Source organism: Actinacidiphila guanduensis (assembly GCF_900103985.1).
Lineage (GTDB): Bacteria > Actinomycetota > Actinomycetes > Streptomycetales > Streptomycetaceae > Actinacidiphila > Actinacidiphila guanduensis.
The window spans coordinates 385,029-401,922 of sequence record NZ_FNIE01000004.1 but is presented as its reverse complement, the minus strand read 5'-3'; the positions used below and the strand labels follow the sequence as shown (position 1 = coordinate 401,922).

Here is a 16,894-nt window from a genome sequence, read left to right as displayed (position 1 = left end):
CATTGCGGGGGCAGATTATCTTTACGGGAGTGGGGCGTCCATCCTCGTGCGCGCACGTTCGTTCCGAGCAGGGCGTGGAATCCCGCCGCGGGGCTCCCCGCCGCCGCCGTCCGCCGGGCGGGACCTGGCGGCGTACGGGGAGCCTGGCGGCGGGTTGCCGAAAGCCCTCAGTTCAGCGCGAGTTGGCGTTCGGCGTCGCGTTCGGCGACGCCCGCGCGGACCAGGGGGATGACGTGGCGGCCGAAGTCGATCGCGTCGCCGAGGAGGTCGTAGCCGCGGGCGGAGATGATGTCCACGCCGATGTCGATGTAGTCCAGCAGCGCTTGGGCGACCGTCTCGGGCGTGCCCACCAGCGCGTTGGAGTTGCCCGCGCCGCCAGTGGCCGCCGCCGTGGGGGTCCACAGCGCGCGGTCGTAGCGCTCGCCCCGCTCGGCGATGGCGATCAGCCGCTGCGAGCCGGTGTTCTCGGGTGAGTCCACATTGCGGCGCCGCTTCCAGGCGCCGGAGGCGCGGCGCTCGCGGATCGCCCCGACCGTGCGGTGTGCCTTCTCCCAGGCCAGCTCCTCGGTGGGGGCGATGATCGGGCGGAAGGCGACCTGGATGCGCGGCGGGGTGGTGCGTCCGGCGGCGCGCGCGGCCGCCTTCACCGCGTCGATCTGCCGGGCGGTCTCGGCCAGCGGCTCGCCCCACAGCGCGTAGATGTCGGCGACGGCGCCGCCGGCGGCGTAGGCGGCGGCCGAGGAGCCGCCGAACGAGACGTCGGGACGCGGCAGTTGGACCGGGAAGACATCGGAGACGAAGTCGTTGAAGCGGTAGTGCGGGCCCTCGTGGTCGAAGGGCTCGTGCTCGGTCCACACCCGCTTGACGATCTCGATGTACTCGCGGGTGCGGGCGTAGCGCTCGTCCTTGGTGAGGAAGTCGCCCTCGCGCTGCTGCTCGTGGTCGTTGCCGCCGGTGATGAAGTGGACGGTCAGCCGGCCGTCGCTGATCTGGTCGAGGGTGGCGAACTGCTTGGCGGCGAAGGTGGGGTAGGACACGTTCGGCCGGTGCGCGAGCAGGATCTGCAGCCGCTCGGTGCGGGCGGCGATGTACGCGGCGGCGGCCCCCGGCTCCGGCGAGCCCGAGCTGTAGGCGAACAGCACCCGGTCCCAGCCGTGGTCCTCGTGCGCGCGGGCGAGCTTGAGCGTGTACTCCTTGTCGAACGACCCGCCGCTGCGCGGGACGGTCTCCGACTGGTCGTTGGTGGCGGCGATACCGAGGAACTCCACGGGCATGGTGGTGCCTTTCTGCGGGACGGGCAGACGTGTGGTGCGGGGCGGCGCGGGCGTGCGTGGGCACGGTCCGGTACGGCCGCGACCTCCCGGCCGCAGCAAGGCTCGTACGGGGGAAGGCGGGTGGCCGGCCGCGGCGGACGGCGGACGGGCGGGGCGCGCGATGTCGCGTCGGGCCGGGAAGCCGCCTCACCGGCCGGCTGGCCGCGTCGCCGCAGGCGAAGCCCCCTGCGTCGAAGGACGCGAGGCGCCGTACGGGGAGCGGGCCTCGTACGGGCGGGTCTCAGGCGGACGGCAGGCGCCGGGCGGAGAAGCGCGGACTCAGACGCGCGGAGGGCGGCCCGAACACAGGGCGCTGCTGACCCGGAGCAGGTCGATGTGCCGCCGGGCGGCCCGCAGTTCGAAGCAACCGGACGGCCGGAGCACGCTGCGTGAGCGGCGCATCGGCACGTGATCACCTCGTGGACTCGTCGGGGCGGACCCTCGCCCCTCACGGTAGCCGCCTGGCGTGGTGCGGGCAACGGCCCCTGTCAGGCGCCCTGTCGCCGCAGTCCACAGCGCGTGTCGAACGGCGCCGCGCATGCTCCCGCGGCACCTACGGCTCGCAGCGCTACAACTGGCAGGTGGTGTAGATCACGGTGGCGACCATCGTCGTCATCGTGCAGGCCGGGCAGTTCCTGGGCAACTGGCCGGCCCGGCGGGCGCTGCGGCGCTGACCCGGGATCATCTTCGGGGGGTGGCTCCCGCGGGCCGGGGCAGGGGGTCGGTATCGTCCACCGCGATGCACCCGGCCCGCGGAGGCCAGGTGCGCGAGGGAGAGGCGGACCATGGCGGAGCAGCCGGACGGGAACGGCGCAGAGGCGGCGCCGCACGGGAGCGGCGTGCGCGACACGGCCCGGTTGGCGATGGTCGTCGGCGCGCTCGGCGTCGTCTTCGGCGACATCGGCACCAGCCCGCTGTACACCCTGCAGACCGTCTTCGACCCCAACGACCCGCACCCGGTGCCGGTCAGTACGCAGAACGTGTACGGCGTGGTGTCGCTGGTGTTCTGGTCGGTGGTGGTGATCGTGCTGGTCACCTACGTGCTGCTGGCGATGCGCGCCGACAACGAGGGCGAGGGCGGCATCATGGCGCTCATCACCCTGCTGCGCCGGCTCGGCACCAAGCGCGGCGCCAAGACCACCGCCGTGCTGGCCGCCCTCGGCATCTTCGGCGCCTCGCTGTTCTTCGGCGACAGCATGATCACCCCGGCCATCTCGGTGCTCTCCGCGGTCGAGGGTCTGAAGGTGGTGGAGCCGTCACTGAAGGACGCCGTGGTGCCGATCACCGCGGCCATCATCGTGGTGCTCTTCCTGGTGCAGCGCCGCGGGACCGCCGCGGTGGGCCGGGTGTTCGGGCCGGTGATGATCCTGTGGTTCACCGCCATCGGCGCCTTCGGCATCGTCGGCATCACCCACCACCCGCAGATCCTGCGCGCCCTGTCGCCGACATACGCGCTCGGCTTCTTCTTCGGCCACTTCGGCACCGCGTTCTTCGCCCTGGCCGCGGTGGTGCTCGCCGTCACCGGCGCCGAGGCGCTCTACGCCGACATGGGCCACTTCGGGCGCCGCTCGATCACCCGCGCCTGGCTCGTCCTGGTCTTCCCCGCCTGCATCCTCAGCTACTTCGGCCAGGGCGCGCTCATCCTCGGCAACCCGCAGCACATCAGCAGCCCCTTCTTCCTGCTGGTGCCCGGCTGGGGACGGCTGCCGATGGTGGTGCTGGCCACCGCCGCCACCGTCATCGCCTCCCAGGCGGTCATCACCGGCGCCTACTCGGTGACCTCCCAGGCCGCCCAGCTCGGCTACCTGCCGCGGCTGCGGATCGCGCACACCTCGGAGTCCACCGTCGGCCAGATCTACGTCCCGTGGATCAACTGGCTGCTGATGATCTCCGTGCTCACCCTGATCTTCGCCTTCCGCAGCTCCACCTCGCTCGCCTTCGCCTACGGCATGGCGGTCACCGCGACCATCACCATCACCACGCTGCTCTTCTTCTACGTCGCGCACGCCAAGTGGGGCACCCCGCTGTGGGTGGTGATCGGCGGCGGGGGCGCCCTGCTCCTGGTGGACCTGCTGTTCGTGGCGGTGAACCTGACGAAGTTCGTGCACGGCGCCTGGCTGCCGCTGCTGATCGGGCTCGCGGTGTTCACCGTCATGACCACCTGGCAGCGCGGCCGCAAGGTGGTCACCGCCGAGCGGGCCAGGCACGAGGGCTCGCTGCGCGAGTTCATCGACCAGCTGCGGGCCAAGGAACTGCCCGTCATCGAGGTGCCGGGCACCGCGGTCTTCCTCAACCGCGGCAAGCAGACCGCGCCGCTGGCGATGCGCGCCAACGTCGAGCACAACCACGTGCGCCACCAGCACGTGGTGATCCTGTCCATCGTCACCGTCCCGGTGCCGCGGGTGCCCGCCGACCAGCGGGTCACCGTGGACAGTCTGGGCTACGCCGACGACGGGATCATCCACGTCACCGCCCGGTTCGGCTACATGGAGACCCCGGACGTGCCCGGCGCGCTCGCCGCGGTCGACCCCTCGCTCACCGAGGGGCGGCTCGACCTGGACCACGCCTCCTACTTCCTGTCGAAGATCGCGCTGCGGCGCGGCACGGCGCCCACGATGGCCGCCTGGCGCAAGCGGCTGTTCATCGCCACCTCCTACATCACCGCGGACGCCGCCGAGCACTTCGGGCTGCCCCGCGACCGCACGGTCATCATGGGCTCGCACATCGAGGTGTAGGCCGGCTCACCCCCGCCGGGGGTTCACCCCCGCGCTGGTGGTTCGCCCGCGCCGGGGGCGCTCACCCTTGCTCGGGGCCCAGCCTGATCCCGTACGCCGTGACCTTGCGGTAGATCGTCGCCCGCGAGATGCCCAGTGCCCGGGCCGCCTTGGACTTGTCGCCGCCGTTCTCCAGCAGCGCCTGCACGATCATGTCGCGCTCGGCGGACTCCCAGGGCGACAGCGGGTGCTGGGCATGGGAGAGGAGGGCGGGCGGCAGGTCGGCGTCGTCGATCACCGGACCCGGGCGGTGGGCCGCGGCATAGCGCAGCGACCCCTCCAGCTGGCGGACGTTGCCCGGCCACGGGGCCCGGCACAGCGCCCGCAGGGCCGCGTCGCTGAGCTGCACCCCGCCGTCGCGGCTGTGGCGGGCCAGCAGGGTGGCGGCCAGCGCCGGGATGTCGGCGGTGCGGTGGCGCAGCGGCGGCACGGTCACCTCCGCGCTGAACCGCCCGGCCAGCGCCGCGACCGCGGGGACGGCCTGCGCCTGCGGCAGTTCGCCGGCCGGGTACGGGCCCGCGTCCGCGCCGCCCGGCGCGCCGCCGGCGGGCCGCCGGTCGCGGGTGAGCAGCGCCGCCACCCAGCCCGAGCGGCCTGCCGTCGCCCGCAGCGCCCCGTCCAGGCGCAGCAGGTCGCCGGGGGAGAGCAGGTCGAGGTGGCGCAGCACCACCGTGCCGTGGTCGTCGGCGAGGTCGCGGAAGACGGCCTGGAGCCACTGCGAGGAGCCGCCGCGGGTGCCCGCCGCGTCGTGCACGGCGAGCGCGCCGGCGGGGTTGACGTGGCGGTGGGCGGCCCGGACCAGCTCCAGCTTGCCGGTGCCCGCCTCGCCGTCCACCAGTGTCCAGCGGGCCTGCTCGCACAGCCGCACCAACTGGGCGGCGGCCGCGCGGAAGACCGGCGCGGAGCCGCTGACGCCGGGCAGCCGCAGCGGGCGGGCGGCGGGCCGGGCGGCCGGCTCGCGCCGCTCGGCGACCACCCGCAGCTCCATGAGGTAGCCCGCGGGCGCCCCGCCGCGGCCCGTGCCGGCCACCGGCTCGCCGCGCACCTGCACCGTGCGGCCGTCGCTGAGCAGCAGCCGCCGCTCCGGGCGGGCGGCGAGGTCCGCGGCGATCTCCCGCAGCCTGCGGTGGTCGGCCGGGCCGAGCATCTCGGTGGCGGCAGCGTCGGCGAGCAGCATCCCGTCGGTGAGGGTGACCAGCGCCCGCCGCGAGTTGGGGCGCGAGGTCAGGAAGGCTCGCAGCGCGGCGCGTTCGCGCTGCGAGCCGATCTCCAGCAGCCGCTCCTCGATGTCGGCGGCGGCCTCCCGTACCAGCGCGCCCATCAGAGGAGAAGCCGAGTGCTGCCAGGAGGTGAGGTCGATCAGGCCCAGCACCCGGCCGCTGGAGGGGTTGCGGATGGGCGCGGCCGCGCAGGAGACCCGCTGCAGCCGCTCGGAGAAGTGCTCGGAGCCGAAGACGTGCGAGGTGCGGCCCTCCTCGGCGGCGGTCCCGATGCCGTTGGTGCCCACGTGCTCCTCGGCGTAGCTGAAGCCCGGCGCCAGGCAGATGTCGTCCAGGTGCCGGTGCAGCGCCCGGTCACCGGTGCGCCGGTCGCGCACCCGGCCCCGGGAGTCGGTGAGGATCAGGCACATCGGGGTGCCGTCGAGGGCGTCGGAGAGCCGGTCGAGGACCGGCCCCGCGGCGGTGGCCAGCCGCGAGTGCGGGTCGAAGTCGGCGTTGTAGGGGGCCTGTATACGGTCGGCGTCCACGCCCCAGAAGCGCGAGCGCTGCCAGGAGTCGAGGATGGGGGAGCGCACCTCGGCCTGCGAGACGCTGCCCCCTTCCATGAAGACCGCCCGCGCCCGCACCGGGTTCAGGTGCGGGACGGGCCGTTCCAGGCCGAGCCGGGGCCGCGCCGGTGCTGCGGCGTCCGCGGCCCCCTGCGCTGCCTGTGCTGCCGGGTGTGCGGCCCCTTGTGCTGCCTCTCGTGCGGGAAGGTCGGCGGGTTCCATCGGTCGGCGTCCCCCTCTGCCGTTCGGTGACGCTTCGGATCCGGGGATGTCCTGCACGTTAGGACCGGGTGTCCTCCGGTGGCCAGACCCGTGCCGGGACGCCTGTCTCAACTTGAGACGGAAGGGGCGGCCCGGCGGCCCAACGATGGTCCGCACACCGGCCGTCGACGGCAGTGCGCCGCCGGAGCCGGCCGGCCGCACCTCCCCTGCCCGGTCCGCCGCAACACCCGCAAGGAGATCGTTCGTGAGCCGACAGAGCCTGAGCAAGGCGCACAAGAAGATCACCGAGCTGTCGTGGGACCCGACGTTCGCCACGCCGGCCGACCGCTTCGCCACCGACTACCGCTTCGACAAGGCGCCCAAGAAGGACCCGCTCAAGCAGGTCCTGCGGTCCTACTTCCCGATGGAGGAGGAGAAGGACAACCGGGTCTACGGCGCGATGGACGGCGCGATCCGCGGCAACATGTTCCGCCAGGTCCAGCAGCGCTGGATGGAGTGGCAGAAGCTGTTCCTGTCGATCATCCCGTTCCCCGAGATCAGCGCCGCCCGCGCGATGCCGATGGCGATCGGCGCGGTGCCCAACCCGCAGCTGCACAACGGCCTCGCCGTCCAGATGATCGACGAGGTCCGGCACTCCACGATCCAGATGAACCTCAAGCGCCTCTACATGAACCACTACATCGACCCCGCCGGGTTCGACATCTCCGAGAAGGCGTTCGCCAACTGCTACGCCGGCACCATCGGCCGCCAGTTCGGCGAGGGGTTCATCACCGGCGACGCGATCACCGCCGCCAACGTCTACCTGACGCTGGTCGCCGAGACCGCGTTCACCAACACCCTGTTCGTGGCGATGCCCGCCGAGGCCGCCGCCAACGGCGACTACCTGCTGCCGACGGTCTTCCACTCGGTCCAGTCCGACGAGTCCCGGCACATCTCCAACGGCTACTCGATCCTGCTGATGGCGCTGGCCGACGAGGACAACCGTCAGTTGCTGGAGCGCGACCTGCGGTACGCCTGGTGGAACAACCACTGCGTGGTGGACGCCGCCATCGGCACGTTCATCGAGTACGGCAGCAAGGACCGCCGCAAGGACCGCGACAGCTACGCCGAGATGTGGCGCCGGTGGATCTACGACGACTACTACCGGTCGTACCTGATGCCGCTGGAGAAGTACGGCCTGAAGATCCCGCACGACCTGGTCGAGCAGGCCTGGCACCGGATCTGGAACCAGGGCTACGTGCACAAGGTCGCCCAGTTCTTCGCCACCGGCTGGCCGGTCAACTTCTGGCGGATCGACGGCATGACCGACGACGACTTCGAGTGGTTCGAGTCCAAGTACCCGGGCTGGTACGCCGAGTACGGCGCCTGGTGGGAGGCGTACAACCGGCTGCGGCACCCGGGCGCCAACAAGCCGATCGCCTTCGAGGACGTCGGCTACCAGTACCCGCACCGCTGCTGGACCTGCATGGTGCCCTGCCTGATCCGGCAGGACATGGTGGTCGACAAGGTCGACGGCCAGTGGCGCACCTACTGCTCGGAGACCTGCGCCTGGACCGACACCACCGCCTTCCGGCCCGAGTACGAGGGCCGCGCCACCCCGTCGATGGGCCGGCTCACCGGCAGGCGCGAGTGGGAGACCTGCTACCACGGCCAGGACCTGGCCGACATCGTCAAGGACCTGGGCTACGTGCGCGACGACGGCAAAACGCTCGTGCCGCAGCCGCACCTGGACCTGGACGACCCGAAGAAGCTGTGGACGCTCGACGACGTGCGCGGCAACACCTTCCTCAGCCCCAACGTGACGCTCAACGAGATGTCCGACCAGGAGCGCGCGGAGCACATCGCGGACTACCGCGGCCGCTCCAACGTCACCCCGTCGATGTCCTGACCCGACGGTCCCGGCACCCTCCCGGCAGGGCCGCACCGCCGTCGCGGGCACCACCAGGTGCGACGCGGCCCTGCCGGAACGCCCCGGAAAGGCGAGGCCCCATGGGCGACAAGCACCGTATCCGCTTCGAACCCGTCGGCATCGAGATCGAGGCCGACGAGGAGGAGACCGTACTGGACGCCGCGTTCCGCCAGGGCGTCATGCTGATGCACGGCTGCAAGGAGGGCCAGTGCTCCTCCTGCAAGTCCTTCCTGCTCGACGGCGACCAGCAGATGGAGCGCTACTCCACCTTCGCGCTGGCCGACTACGAGAGCGAGGAGGGCTACGTCCTGCTCTGCCGCGTGCACGCCTTCGGCGACCTGAACGTCGAACTCATCAACTACGACGAGGAGATGCTGCTCTCCGGCATCCCGCCGCGCGAGGCCGGCGCCACCGTCGTGGAGGTGGTACCGGTCACCCGTGACATCGTGCGCCTCACGCTCGACCTGGACCCGGACGCCGAACTGCCCTACCGCACCGGGCAGTACGTGGACATCGAGGTGCCCGGCACCGGCCAGTGGCGGTCCTTCTCGATGGCCGGGCTGCCCGGCGAAGGACCCGGCGGGCGGCTGGAGTTCCTGATCAAACGCTACCCGGGCGGGATGTTCTCCGGGCTGCTCGGCGGCGGCGAGGGCGCACTCGAGCCGGGCCACCGGCTGACGGTCAAGGGCCCCTACGGCACCTGCGTGCTGCGCGAGGCCCCCGACCGGGACCTGCTGCTGCTCGCCGGCGGCGCCGGAATGGCCCCGATCCTGGCCCAGTTGCGCGCCCTGGCCGCGGCCCGCAGCACCCGCCGGGTGCGCTTCTACTACGGCGCCCGCACCGCGGCCGACCTCTTCGCGCTGGAGGAGATCGCCGAACTCGGCAGCCGGCTGGCCGACTTCGCCTTCACCGCGGCCCTGTCCGAGCCCGAGACCGCCGACGGCCCCTACGCCCGCGGGCTGATCACCGACGTGCTCGCCGAGCAGGAGGGCGACCTGTCGCGCTGCGACGCCTACCTGTGCGGGCCGCCCGGCATGTGCGACGCGGCCGGCGCGGTGCTCACCGCCAAGGGCGTGCCCGAGGAGCGCGTCTTCCTCGACCGCTTCACCACCTCGGCGGCGCCCTGAGCAGCAGCGCCCGCCGACCACTCGGGGACGCCCCCCATCACCCACGACCACCCACCACGAGGAGCGGGACGGCATGACCGACACCACCACGGCACCCGGCACTGCGCCGCGGACACCACGCAGCTTCCCCACACCGCACTTCACCGACGCCGAGGCCGGCGCGCTGGTCTTCCCCAGCTCCGGCAGCCGGTCCTTCAGCTACTACACCCCGCAGAAGATGCGGGCCAGCATGTACGAGGACGTCACCTTCGACGTCCAGCCCGACCCCGAGCGCCACCTGCTGCAGGGCTGGATCTACGGCTTCGCCGACGGCACCGCCGGGTACCCGCAGGACTGGACCCGGCTGCGCGCCACCGACTGGCACCGCTTCCGCGACCCCAACGAGGAGTGGGAGCAGACGATCTACCGCAACAACGCCAACGTGGTGCGGCAGATCCAGCAGAACCTCGCCAACGCCCGCAAAGCCGACGCCTACCAGCAGTGGACGCCCACCTGGACGCACTTCGTGGAGCACCACGTCGGCGCCTGGATGCACGCGGAACAGGGCCTGGGCATGCACGTGTTCGTGGCGATCCAGCGTTCGGCGCCCACCAACATGATCAACAACGCGCTCGCCGTCAACGGCACCCACAAGCTGCGCTTCGCCCAGGACCTGGCGCTGTACAACCTCGACATCGAGGAGCAGCTGCCCGGCTTCGACGGCACCGCGCACATCGCCGCCTGGCAGCAGGACCCGGCCTGGCAGGGCGTGCGCGAGACCGTGGAGCGGCTGACCGCGGTGGAGGACTGGGCGCAGGCCGCCTTCGCCGCCAACCTGGTCTTCGAACCGCTGGTCGGCGAGCTGTTCCGCAGCCACCTGGTGATGCAGATCGCCGCCCGCAACGGCGACTTCACCACCCCCTCGGTGATCGGCGCCGGCGAGGGCGACTACGACCGGGACCTGCGCTGGACCCGCGCCCTGTTCGAACTGCTGCTCACCGACGAGCAGTTCGCCGACGCCAACAGGCAGGTGGCCGCCGGCTGGCTGGAGACCTGGCTGCCGCGCGCCCTGGACGCCGCCCGCCGGCTCCAGCCGCTGTGGTCGCAGGCCGACGAGAAGCCGGTGCGCTTCGAGGACAGCCTGGACCGCGCCAAGGACCGCCTGGTCCGGCTGCTCGACGGCCTCGGCCTGAGCGCCCCCGCCCTGCACGGCACCCCGGAAGGAGACCGCTCATGAGCACCGCACCCACCCCCGCAGGCGGCTTCGCCACCGACCGCAGCTCCTCCAACCGCTGCGGGGTCACGCTGATGAACAACCAGAACGGGCACGTCGTGGCCGACGTGATGCGGGGCAAGCCGAACGTCACCGTCACCGACTACCCCTCCATGATCCGGGTGGACGGCGTGCGGCTGCTCACCTTCGACTTCGAGGAGATCTCCGAGGCGCTCGGCTTCGAGTTCGACGTCAGCGACTTCGAGGAGATCATGTCGACCCACTACGGCCGCATGGTGCACCTCGACGACCGCACCGTGCTCTTCGCCAACCCCGAGGACGCCGCGGAGTACATCGACTTCGACCTCGTCCCCGTCTCCGCCGACTGAACCGAGGGCAGACCATGTACCGCAAGGACGGCACCGACTACTTCGTCGTGGACGGCCACATCCACTACTGGGACGCAAGCGAGGCCAACACCGCCAACAAGTACGGCGAGGGCTTCATCCGCTGCTTCTACGACTACCAGCGCAACCTCAGCCCCAGCGAGTGGGTCTGGCCGCTGGAGAAGTTCCGCAAGTACAGCGAGCAGGACCTCGTGCACGACATCTTCGAGACGGGGTACGCGGACTGGGCCATCTTCCAGCCCACCTACCTCAGCGAGTTCTACACCGAGGGCTTCAACACCACCGAGCGCAACGGCGAGCTGGCCCGCAAGTACCCCGACCGGCTGATCGTCAACGGCGCCTTCGACCCGCGCGAGGGCGAGCCCGGGCTGGCCCGCCTGGAGCAGCTGCACGCCGAGTGGAACCTGCGCGGCGTCAAGCTCTACACCGCCGAGTGGCGCGGCTCCTCCAAGGGCTGGAAGCTCACCGACCCCGAGGCGCAGGAGTACCTGGCGCTGTGCGAGCAGCTGGGCATCCGCAACATCCACATCCACAAGGGCCCCACCATCTGGCCGCTCAACCGCGACGCCTTCGACGTCGCCGACGTCGACCACGCCGCCAGCGCCTTCCCGGGCCTGAACTTCATCGTGGAGCACGCGGGCCTGCCGCGGCTGGACGACTTCTGCTGGATCGCCACCCAGGAGCCCAACGTCTACGCCGGCCTGTCGGTGGTCATCCCGCTCATCCACACCCGGCCCCGCTACTTCGCCCAGGTCATCGGCGAACTGCTGTACTGGCTGGACGAGGATCGGATCGTGTTCGGCAGCGACTACGCGATCTGGAGCCCCAAGTGGCTGATCGAGAAGTTCGTGGACTTCCAGATACCGCAGGACATGCAGGGCGAGTACGGGGTGCTCACCACCGCGGTCAAACGCAAGATCCTCGGCCTCACCCACGCCCGGCTCTACGATCTGAAGGTCCCCGAGACCGCCCAGCTGCCGGTGGACGAGCCGGCCGGCGGCCTCTCGGCGGGCCCGAACACCGGGTCGGCGGCGGCATGACGGCCGCGGTCTCGGTCGCGGTGGACCGGGTCACCGCCGTCAACGCCGCCCTCGCCACGGTGCTCGACCCGGAACTCGACCGGCCCATCACCGACCTCGGTTTCGTCCGCTCGGTGAGCGTGGCCGCCGACGGCTCGGTGGCGGCCGCGCTGCGGCTGCCCACGTACTTCTGCGCGCCCAATTTCGCCTGGCTGATGGTCGAGGACGCCAGAAGGGCGCTGGCCACCCTGGACTGGGCGCCCTCGTGCACGGTGGTGCTGGAGGACCACTTCGCCTCCGAGGAGATCAACGAGGGCGTGGCCTGCGGCCGGGACTTCGCCGACGCCTTCCCCGGCCTCGCCGACGGCGAGGCGATGGCGCAGCTGCGGGCGACCTTCCTGCGCAAGGGCCACCTGGCGGCGCAGGGCCGGCTCGGGAAGAGGCTGCTGGAGCGCGGCTGGACCCTCCAGCAGCTCTCCGAGGCCGCCCTGCAGGACCTGCCCGAGCGCCTGACCGTCACCCTGCGCCGACGGCGCGCCCTGCTCGGCCTGCCCACCGGGCCCGGCACCCCGCTGTTCGCCGACGAGGAGGGCCGCGCGGTGCCGGCCGCCGCCCTGGAGTGGCACCTGCGCCGGGCGCGCACCGCCGGGGTGGGCATCAGCGCGAACACAGAGGTCTGCGAGGGCCTGCTCGCCGCCCGCTACGGGCCCGGTGGCACGGCCGGACCCGAGCGCGGGGAGGTGGCGCCGTGAAGGCTGTACGCCTGCACGCCTACGACCGGCGGCCGGTCCTGGACGAGGTGCCCGAGCCGGTGGTCTCCGGGCCGCTCGACGTGGTGGTGCGCGTCGGCGGCGCCGGGGTGTGCCGCACCGACCTGCACATCATCGAGGGCCAGTGGGAGCAGAAGAGCGGCGTCGCGCTGCCCTACGTCCAGGGGCACGAGAACGCCGGATGGGTCGCCGAGGTCGGCCCGGCGGTCACCGGGCTGGCCGTCGGCGACCCGGTGATCCTGCACCCGCTGGCCACCTGCGGGCTCTGCCCGGCCTGCCGCAGGGGCGACGACGTGCACTGCGCCGACAGCTCCTTCCCCGGCATCGACGCCGACGGCGGCTTCGCCGAGTACCTGCGCACCAACGCCCGCGCGGTGGTGCCGCTGGACCCGGCGCTGGCCCCGGCCGACGTCGCCGCGCTCGCCGACGCGGGGCTCACCGCCTACCACGCGGCCAAGAAGGCCGCCCGGCGGCTCACCCCCGGCGACAAGGCCGTGGTCATCGGTGCCGGCGGGCTCGGGCACATCGGCATCCAGGCGCTGCGGGCCCTCACCCCCGCCGAGCTGATCATGGTGGACACCTCGCCCGACGCGCTCAAGCTCGCCGCCCGGCTCGGCGCCCACCACACCGTCCTCGCCGACGGCGGCCAGGTCGATCAGGTCGCCGACCTGACGGGTGGTCAGGGCGCCGAGACCGTCGTGGACTTCGTCGGCGAGGGCGGCGCCCTGGAGGACGGGGTGCGGATGCTGCGCCGGGCCGGCGACTACCACGTCGTCGGGTACGGCGGCACGTTGTCGGTGCCGACCATCGACATCATCTCCGCCGAGATCAACTTCGTGGGCAACCTGGTCGGCTCCTACACCGACCTGGTGGAGCTGATGGACCTCGCCGCCCGCGGCCTGGTCGCCCTGCACACCGCCACCTACCCGCTGGACGCCTTCGGGCAGGCCCTGGACGACCTCGACCAGGGGCGGGTACGCGGCCGCGCCGTCCTCGTGCCCTGACGCGGAGCCCGCCCGGCCCCTCGCCCGGGCCGGGCGGCCCGCCCCCTGACAGGTGGCGGCGGCCGTTCCGCGGACCGGCACCCCCGGCCTTCGTGCCCGGGGGAGCCGGTCGGCGCACCGCGGATCCTGCACCCGGCCGCCGCCACCGCCCCACCCGTGCCCCTCATCCCCCCACACCTTTCGCATCTTTGAGCGCCGCAACCCGGCGTACCGGCCGCACCTCGAAGGGACGACACCGCCATGGCGAAGGAACTGCGCTTCGACGCCGAAGCGCGCGCACTGCTGGAGAGCGGGGTGAACGCGCTGGCGAACGCAGTGCGCGTCACCCTGGGCCCCAAGGGCCGCAACGCCGTGCTGGAAAAGCTCACCGGACCGCCGACCATCACCAACGACGGCGTCACCATCGCCCGCGAGATCCAGCTGAAGGACCCCTTCGCCAACATGGGCGCCCAACTCGTCAAGGAGGTGGCCACCCGTACCAACGGCGATGTCGGCGACGGCACCACCACCGCGACCGTGCTCGCCCAGGCGATCGTCCGCGAGGGACTCAAGGCGGTGTCCGCCGGCGCCAACCCGGTGCTGCTGAAGAACGGCATCGAGCAGGCCGTGGCCGCCACCGTCGCCTCGCTCGCCGCCCAGTCCCGCCCGGTCGGCTCCGACGAGGAACTGGTCCGGGTGGCCGCCCTGTCCGCCAACAACGACCCCGCCATCGGCGAGGCCATCGCGCAGGCGGTGGCGCGGGTCGGCCGCAGCGGCGTCGTCACCGTCGAGGAGTCGGCCGCCTACGGGCTGAGCGTGGAGTACGCCGAGGGCCTGGAGTTCGACAACGGCTGGACCTCGCCCTACATGGTCACCGACCAGGGCCGCATGGAGGCCGTGCTGGAGCAGCCGTACCTGCTCTACTGCGACACGAAGATCTCCCGGGTGCAGGAGCTGATGCCGGTCCTGGAGCAGGTCACCCGCACCGGCTCGCCGCTGGTCGTCGTGGCCGAGAACGTGGACGGGCCCGCGCTCGGCATGCTCGTCACCAACGCCGCCCACGGCACCTTCCGCTCGCTCGCCGTGCGCGCCCCAGGCTTCGGCTTCCGCCGGATCGCCGAACTGGAGGACATGGCCGCCCTCACCGGCGGCCGGGTGATCACCGGCACCGCCGGGCGCACCCTGGAGGGCGCCACCCTGGACGACCTCGGCCGGGCCGAGAAGGTCGTCGCCACCGAGCGAACCACCACCATCCTCGGCGGCGCCGGCAGCACCGAGCAGGTCACCGAGCGCATCGAGAACCTCAAGGTCGAGCTGGAGCGGGCGGTCAACGACCACGACCGCGACAAGCTCGGCGAGCGCATCGCCAAGCTCTCCGGCGGCGTGGCCGTCATCCGGGTCGGCGCCGCGAGTGGCGTGGAGCTGAAGGAGAAGCAGATGCGGCTGGAGGACTCGCTGGCCGCGACCCGCGCGGCCGCCGAGGAGGGTGTGGTCGCCGGCGGCGGCGCCGCCCTCGTGCACGCCCGGCCCGACATCGCCGCCCTCGGCGACGCCTCCGACGCCTCCGACACGGTGCCGGTGCTGTCAGCGCTCTCGGACGACACCGCCACCGGCCGCCTCATCGTCGCCAAGTCCCTTGCCGAGCCGCTGCGCTGGATCGCCATCAACGCCGGACTCGACCCGGACGAGGCCGAGCGCCGGGTGGCGGAGCTGCCGGCCGGCTGCGGCCTGGACGCCCTGCGCGGCGACTACGCCGACCTGCACGTGCGCGGCGTCATCGACCCGGTGAAGGTCACCCGCAGCGCCCTGCTCAGCGCCGCCTCGATCGCCGCGCTGATCCTCACCACCGAGACCCTCGTCGTCGAGGAGGTGATCGGCCACCCCGGCGCGATCCCCTCGCACGAGATCGGCGACCTCGCCGAGGGCCTGCCGCGCCCCTCCAACATCCCCTGACCCCACCGGAGTTCCGCGCACCCGAGCCCCTCGTGACGGAGAGCCAAGGAGAGCAGCGACGATGACGGCCGAACCCTCCCCCGCCCGCTCCTGGCCGCTGGTCCCCGCCCCCGCCCCCGCGCCGGCGGGGGAGGGGGCCGCCCGTCCGGCCGGACCCCGGCGCACCCCCGGCGAACGCCGCCCCCGGCTGCGCTCGGGTATCTCCTACACGTTGCTCGGCCCGGCCTTCGTCGCCGCCATCGCCTACGTGGACCCCGGCAACTTCGCCACCAACGTGCAGGCCGGCGCCACCTACGGGCCGCTGCTGCTGTGGGTGCTGGTCGCCGCCAACGCGGTCGCGGTCCTGCTGCAGTACCTGTCGGCCAAGCTCGGCACCGCCACCGGCGCGAGCCTGCCGCAGCTGTGCCGGGACCGCTACCCCGGGCCGGTGGTGTGGGGGCTGTGGGGGCAGGCCGAGGCGGTGGTGATGATGACCGACCTCGCCGAGGTGGTCGGCGGCGCCCTCGCCATGCAGCTGCTCTTCGGGCTGCCGCTGTGGCTCGGCGGGACCGCAGTCGGGGCCGCCTCGCTGCTGCTGATGCCGATGCGCGGCAGCGGCCGGCGCCGCTTCGAGGTGCTGATGGCCGCGGGGCTCGCCTGCCTGCTCGGCGCCTTCCTCGGCCAAGTGCTCGGCGCCGGCGCCCCCTTGGGGGCCACCGCCGGCGGGCTCGTGCCGGGCCTGTCCGGCGGGGAGAGCCTGGTCACGGCCGGCGGGATCGTCGGCGCCACGGTGATGCCGCACGTGATCTACCTGCACTCCGCCCTCACCAGCGACCGCTACAGCCTCTCCCTCGACCCCGCCGCGGCCGGACCGGGCCCGGCCGGCGACCCGGACCGGCCGCTGCGCCACCGGCTGCTGCGGCACATCCGGGCCGACCTCGCCGTCGCCATGGGCCTGGCCGGCGTTGTCAACATCGCGCTGCTCGTCTCGGCGGCGAGCCTCTTCCACACCGGCGCCCCCGAGGCCGCGCACTCGCTGGCCGCCGCCCACGCCGCCTACGGGCGGCTCGTCGGCCCCGCCGCCGCGCTCGCCTTCGCCCTCGCCCTGCTCGTCTCCGGCCTGGCCGGCACCAGCGTCGGCATGTACGCGGGCGAGGTCGTCATGGGCGGCTTCCTCGGCCGCCGCATCCCGGTGCTGCTGCGCCGGCTGCTCACCATGGCACCGGCGGTCGCGCTGCTCGCCGCGGGCGCCGGGCCCACCCGGAGCCTGGTGGTCAGCCAGGTCGTCCTCTCCTTCGGCATCCCCTTCGCCCTGGTCCCGCTCGTCCTGCTCACCCGCGACCCGGCGGTGATGGGCCGCTGGGTGAACCGCAGGTCCACCACGTGGTCCGCGTGGGCGGTGACCGCCGTGGTCGCCGGGCTCAACGCCGCCTTGCTGGCGGAGGTGTTCATGGGCTGAGCCCGAAGCACCCGCTCCG

12 protein-coding genes are annotated in these 16,894 nt (G+C 72.7%); 10 read left to right on the top strand and 2 right to left on the bottom strand.

Annotated elements, in window-relative coordinates; translation table 11 throughout:
* Window positions 1–167: 167 nt before the first annotated feature.
* The gene (locus BLR33_RS10725) at window positions 168–1,274 is read right to left on the bottom strand and encodes an LLM class flavin-dependent oxidoreductase (RefSeq protein WP_093784104.1); all 1,107 of its coding nucleotides are present in this window, start codon (window positions 1,272–1,274) and stop codon (window positions 168–170) included.
* Window positions 1,275–2,098: 824 nt separating this feature from the next.
* On the opposite strand from BLR33_RS10725, the gene BLR33_RS10715 reads away from it, so the two are divergent.
* Window positions 2,099–4,048: a potassium transporter Kup gene (locus BLR33_RS10715; protein WP_093784103.1), complete on the top strand. Its 1,950-nt coding sequence runs from the start codon at window positions 2,099–2,101 to the stop codon at window positions 4,046–4,048.
* 61 nt (window positions 4,049–4,109) lie between these two features.
* On the opposite strand, the gene BLR33_RS10710 is transcribed toward BLR33_RS10715, so the two are convergent.
* Window positions 4,110–5,912, bottom strand: coding sequence for a sigma-54-dependent Fis family transcriptional regulator (locus BLR33_RS10710; protein ID WP_143031674.1), 1,803 nt, complete (start codon window positions 5,910–5,912; stop codon window positions 4,110–4,112).
* A 409-nt stretch (window positions 5,913–6,321) separates the two neighbouring features.
* Here BLR33_RS10710 and BLR33_RS10705 point away from each other — a divergent pair, with 409 nt between their 5' ends.
* From BLR33_RS10705 to BLR33_RS10665, 9 genes are all read left to right on the top strand, one after another.
* Window positions 6,322–7,965 (top strand): ferritin family protein, encoded by a 1,644-nt coding sequence (locus BLR33_RS10705; RefSeq protein WP_093784101.1) that lies wholly within the window; start codon window positions 6,322–6,324, stop codon window positions 7,963–7,965.
* A 101-nt stretch (window positions 7,966–8,066) separates the two neighbouring features.
* Window positions 8,067–9,113 (top strand): FAD-binding oxidoreductase, encoded by a 1,047-nt coding sequence (locus BLR33_RS10700; protein WP_093784100.1) that lies wholly within the window; start codon window positions 8,067–8,069, stop codon window positions 9,111–9,113.
* A 73-nt stretch (window positions 9,114–9,186) separates the two neighbouring features.
* Window positions 9,187–10,329 (top strand): aromatic/alkene monooxygenase hydroxylase subunit beta, encoded by a 1,143-nt coding sequence (locus BLR33_RS10695; RefSeq protein ID WP_093784099.1) that lies wholly within the window; start codon window positions 9,187–9,189, stop codon window positions 10,327–10,329.
* Window positions 10,326–10,694, top strand: a complete 369-nt coding sequence (mimD, locus tag BLR33_RS10690; RefSeq protein ID WP_093784098.1) for a propane 2-monooxygenase effector subunit MimD — start codon at window positions 10,326–10,328, stop codon at window positions 10,692–10,694. The genes BLR33_RS10695 and mimD overlap by 4 nt, the downstream gene beginning before the upstream one ends.
* 14 nt (window positions 10,695–10,708) lie before the next feature.
* Window positions 10,709–11,752 (top strand): amidohydrolase family protein, encoded by a 1,044-nt coding sequence (locus tag BLR33_RS10685; RefSeq protein WP_093784097.1) that lies wholly within the window; start codon window positions 10,709–10,711, stop codon window positions 11,750–11,752.
* Entirely contained in the window at window positions 11,749–12,483 is a 735-nt protein-coding gene (locus BLR33_RS10680; RefSeq protein ID WP_093784096.1) for an iron-sulfur cluster assembly protein, read from the top strand. The genes BLR33_RS10685 and BLR33_RS10680 overlap by 4 nt, the downstream gene beginning before the upstream one ends.
* Entirely contained in the window at window positions 12,480–13,505 is a 1,026-nt protein-coding gene (locus BLR33_RS10675) for an NAD(P)-dependent alcohol dehydrogenase (RefSeq protein ID WP_093784095.1), read from the top strand. Before BLR33_RS10680 ends, BLR33_RS10675 begins: the two co-directional genes overlap by 4 nt.
* 240 nt (window positions 13,506–13,745) lie before the next feature.
* The gene (groL, locus tag BLR33_RS10670) at window positions 13,746–15,437 is read left to right on the top strand and encodes a chaperonin GroEL (RefSeq protein ID WP_093784094.1); all 1,692 of its coding nucleotides are present in this window, start codon (window positions 13,746–13,748) and stop codon (window positions 15,435–15,437) included.
* A gap of 61 nt (window positions 15,438–15,498) precedes the next feature.
* Window positions 15,499–16,875 carry an Nramp family divalent metal transporter gene (locus BLR33_RS10665; RefSeq protein ID WP_245771327.1) on the top strand — a complete coding sequence of 459 codons (1,377 nt, stop codon included), beginning with the start codon at window positions 15,499–15,501 and terminating at the stop codon, window positions 16,873–16,875.
* Window positions 16,876–16,894 lie beyond the last annotated feature (19 nt).

Bases quoted from the DNA above. Each gene is read 5' to 3' on its own strand.
- BLR33_RS10725 (WP_093784104.1), bottom strand. From the start codon at position 1,274: ATGCCCGTGGAGTTCCTCGGTATCGCCGCCACCAACGACCAGTCGGAG.
- BLR33_RS10715 (WP_093784103.1), top strand. From the start codon at position 2,099: ATGGCGGAGCAGCCGGACGGGAACGGCGCAGAGGCGGCGCCGCACGGG.
- BLR33_RS10710 (WP_143031674.1), bottom strand. From the start codon at position 5,912: ATGGAAGGGGGCAGCGTCTCGCAGGCCGAGGTGCGCTCCCCCATCCTC.
- BLR33_RS10700 (WP_093784100.1), top strand. From the start codon at position 8,067: ATGGGCGACAAGCACCGTATCCGCTTCGAACCCGTCGGCATCGAGATC.
- BLR33_RS10695 (WP_093784099.1), top strand. From the start codon at position 9,187: ATGACCGACACCACCACGGCACCCGGCACTGCGCCGCGGACACCACGC.
- mimD (WP_093784098.1), top strand. From the start codon at position 10,326: ATGAGCACCGCACCCACCCCCGCAGGCGGCTTCGCCACCGACCGCAGC.
- BLR33_RS10685 (WP_093784097.1), top strand. From the start codon at position 10,709: ATGTACCGCAAGGACGGCACCGACTACTTCGTCGTGGACGGCCACATC.
- BLR33_RS10680 (WP_093784096.1), top strand. From the start codon at position 11,749: ATGACGGCCGCGGTCTCGGTCGCGGTGGACCGGGTCACCGCCGTCAAC.
- groL (WP_093784094.1), top strand. From the start codon at position 13,746: ATGGCGAAGGAACTGCGCTTCGACGCCGAAGCGCGCGCACTGCTGGAG.
- BLR33_RS10665 (WP_245771327.1), top strand. From the start codon at position 15,499: ATGACGGCCGAACCCTCCCCCGCCCGCTCCTGGCCGCTGGTCCCCGCC.